The organism is Bradyrhizobium sp. PRIMUS42, from assembly GCF_023006515.1.
In the GTDB taxonomy this organism is placed as follows: domain Bacteria; phylum Pseudomonadota; class Alphaproteobacteria; order Rhizobiales; family Xanthobacteraceae; genus Bradyrhizobium.
Window position 1 is genome coordinate 1 of sequence record NZ_JALBGZ010000727.1, and the last position, 3,059, is coordinate 3,059.

At 65.2% G+C, this 3,059-nt stretch carries 3 protein-coding genes and 1 pseudogene; 1 reads left to right on the forward strand and 3 read right to left on the reverse strand.

Features of this window, described 5'->3' with window-relative positions:
• From MOV75_RS32600 to MOV75_RS32610, 3 genes are all read right to left on the reverse strand, one after another.
• Positions 1 to 772 (reverse strand): MlaD family protein (locus tag MOV75_RS32600; RefSeq protein ID WP_247007379.1); only part of this gene is annotated, 772 nt, incomplete at its 3' end.
• 41 nt (positions 773 to 813) lie between these two features.
• Positions 814 to 1,584 (reverse strand): ABC transporter ATP-binding protein, encoded by a 771-nt coding sequence (locus MOV75_RS32605; protein WP_027545159.1) that lies wholly within the window; start codon positions 1,582 to 1,584, stop codon positions 814 to 816.
• 2 nt (positions 1,585 to 1,586) lie between these two features.
• Entirely contained in the window at positions 1,587 to 2,720 is a 1,134-nt protein-coding gene (locus MOV75_RS32610) for an ABC transporter permease (RefSeq protein ID WP_246931546.1), read from the reverse strand.
• A gap of 134 nt (positions 2,721 to 2,854) precedes the next feature.
• Between MOV75_RS32610 and MOV75_RS32615 the strand changes: the two are divergent.
• A pseudogene (locus MOV75_RS32615) lies at positions 2,855 to 3,059 on the forward strand (dipeptide epimerase); the annotation flags it as partial.

Here is a 3,059-nt window from a genome sequence, read left to right on the forward strand (position 1 = left end):
GGTCGAAATTGTTCACGGCGCGGCTGATGTCGCCGAGGGTGCGACGGCCGTCGGCCATCAGCGCGCCGGAGCGCTTGTCGAAATCGTCGGCGAGCTCGCGGATCGACTTCACCGCCTGGAACAGCTCGCCGCCGTCCTTGCCGCCGGCGAGCGAGTTGAGGCCGAGCATGAGATTGTCGGCCTTGAGCATGACGCCGTCGACCTTGGCCATCACGCCATCGATCTTCTCGGAATTGCGCGCGAGCGAGTTGGTGAAGGTCTCGAGATTCTTCAGCGAGTTCTTCACCGATTCCTGATTGTCGGCGACGATCTTGTTGATGTTCTGCAGCGTGCCGCGGATCGCCTCGGTGACGTCCTGGAGCTTGTTGGGATCGGCGGTCAGCGTCGGGATGCCGTCCTGGTCGAGCGGCGGCGGGGCCGCGGCCTCGTCGCCGCCCTTGAGCGAGATCGCGGCGACGCCCGTGAGGCCCTGGAATTCGAGGCCGACCAGGGTGTCCTTGCGGATCGGAGCGTTGTTTTCGATCATGGCAAGTGCGACAACCCGCCGCGGGTTATCAAGCTTCACCGAGACCACCTCACCCACCCTGATACCGTTGAAATTGACGCTGCCGCCATTGCGCAGGCCCGCGGCCGGGCCCTCGAACACGACGCGCAGGGGGCTGCGCTGCTTGGTGGTGTGCAGCGACTGAAACCACAGCACGAAGCCGATCGCCGCGGCGATCACCGCCAGCGTGAACGACCCGATCAAGACGTAGTTCGCCCGCGTTTCCATCAGGTGCTCCGGCTACTCATCCCAGCTACTCAACCCAGCTCTCAACCCATGACCGCGCGGGCGCGCTTGCCATGGAAATACTGCCTCAGCCAGGGATGCTGCGAGGCCTGCATGTCGGCGATCGACCCTGCCGCAATGATCTTACCGTTCCCTAAAACGGCGATGCGGTCACATGCGGTGTAAAGGCTGTCGAGGTCGTGGGTTACCATGAAAACCGTCAGCCCCAAAGTGCGCTGGAGCGTCCTGACCAGCTCGTCGAAGTCGCCGGCGCCGATCGGGTCGAGGCCCGAGGTCGGCTCGTCCAGGAAGACGAGGTCCGGATCGAGCGACAGCGCGCGCGCCAGCGCCACGCGCTTGATCATGCCGCCCGAGAGCTCGGACGGGAAGCGCTCGGCGACCTCGGGCTTGAGGCCGACCATGGTGAGCTTGGCCATGGTGATCTCGTCCATCAGCCGCTGCGAGACCCGCAAATATTCACGCATCGGAAACTGGATGTTCTGCCGCACGGTGAGCGAGGAGAACAGCGCGCCCTGCTGAAACAAGACGCCCCAGCGCCGCTCGACGTTGCGGCGCTGCGAGGTGTTGGAGGAATCCAGATCGACACCGAACACTTCGATGGAGCCGGCGACCTTCGGCACGAGGCCGATGATGGTGCGCGTCAGCACCGACTTGCCGGCACCGGAAGGGCCGACGAAGCCAAGGATCTCGCCACGCTTGACGTCGAGGTTGAGGCCGTCGAGCACGCGTGTGCTGCCGAACTGCACGGTGATATCGCGGACGCGGATGATGGGATTTTGGATCTCGCCTGCCATCGTCACATCCCGATCGAGGCGAAGAAGATCGCGAACACGCCGTCCATGACGATGACGAAGAAGATTCCCTTCACCACCGAGGCCGTGGTGTGCTGTCCGAGCGATTCCGCGCTGCCCTGCACGGCGAGGCCCTCGACGCAAGCGACGATGCCGATCACGGCGGCCATGACCGGAGCCTTGACGATGCCGACGATGAAATGGTCGATCGAGATGGCGTCGCGCAAGCGCAGCAGGAAGGCCTCCGGCTCGACCCCGCCATAGAGCCAGGCGACGAGGCCGCCGCCATAGAGCGCGGCCATCGCGCCGAGGAAAGCGAGGATCGGCAGCGCCAGCACGAGAGCCATCATGCGCGGCAACACCAGCACCTCGATCGGGTCGAAGCCCATGGTGCGCAGCGCGTCGATCTCCTCGCGCATCTTCATCGAGCCGAGCTCGGCGGTGTAGGCGCTGCCCGAGCGTCCCGCGACCATGATCGCGACCAGGAGCACGCCGATCTCACGCAGCACCAGCACGCCGAGCATGTCGACCACGAAGATGTCGGCGCCGAATCGGCGGAAATGGAAGATGCCCTGCTGGGCGATGATGCAGCCGATCAGGAAGGTGATCAGCACGATGATCGGCACCGCGCGCCAGCAGACCTGCTCCATGTGATGCACGGTCGAGGTCAGGCGGAACGAGCGCGGATGGATCAGGACGCGAAATCCTGCCGCGAGCACGGCGCCGAGCATGTCGACGAGGCCCGCAACCGTCCCGCCCACACCGGCCACGGTCCGGCCGATCTGCTCCAGCATGCCGGTGATGGTCACCGTGCCGCCGTCGACCACGGCCGTCGCCCTAACCCGCCGCACCTCGTCGACCAGGCTCGAATAATTGGCGGAGAGTCCCGCGATCTGCGCCTCGACGGGCCCATTGGTCAGGCTGCGGCGCAGCCGCTCGATCAGCCAGGCGCCGAAGGTGTCGAGCTTGGCGACCTCGGAGACGTCGATGAAGATGCTCTGGGGGCCGCCGGCCAGCTTCTCGGCGTCGGCCACGATCCGCTCCAGCACCGGCGCGAAGCTCGCGGTCCAGGTCCCAGTGGCGCAAAGTGCCAGCGCGTTGCCCTTGGCAATCCGCTCCAGCTTCGGATCGCTGTTCAAGATGTCCGCTCCCGTGCCGGGGCGGAGAAGATCAGAGAGTTGCGCACGCGCCCTTACCCAGAGAAGGTATCCCCAAGTGGTTAATGTTAGTTGCTAGAGGTAACTAGCAGGTTCAGATTTCGCCAGAGTTCAAAATGACTTCCATGAAATTTGCTTCCCTGGCGGCGCGAATCGAGCGCTTCCCGATCGCGGGCAGCTTTACCATCAGCCGGGGGGCTAAAACCGAGGCCGTGACTGTCGTGGGGGAGGTCAGCCGGGACGGGCTGACCGGCCGCGGCGAGTGCGTGCCCTATCCCCGCTATGGCGAGACGCCCGAGGCGACGCTCGCGGCCATCCAGG

Excerpts from the sequence above, each read along its gene's own strand:
- MOV75_RS32605 (WP_027545159.1), bottom strand. The coding sequence starts at position 1,584 with ATGGCAGGCGAGATCCAAAATCCCATCATCCGCGTCCGCGATATCACC.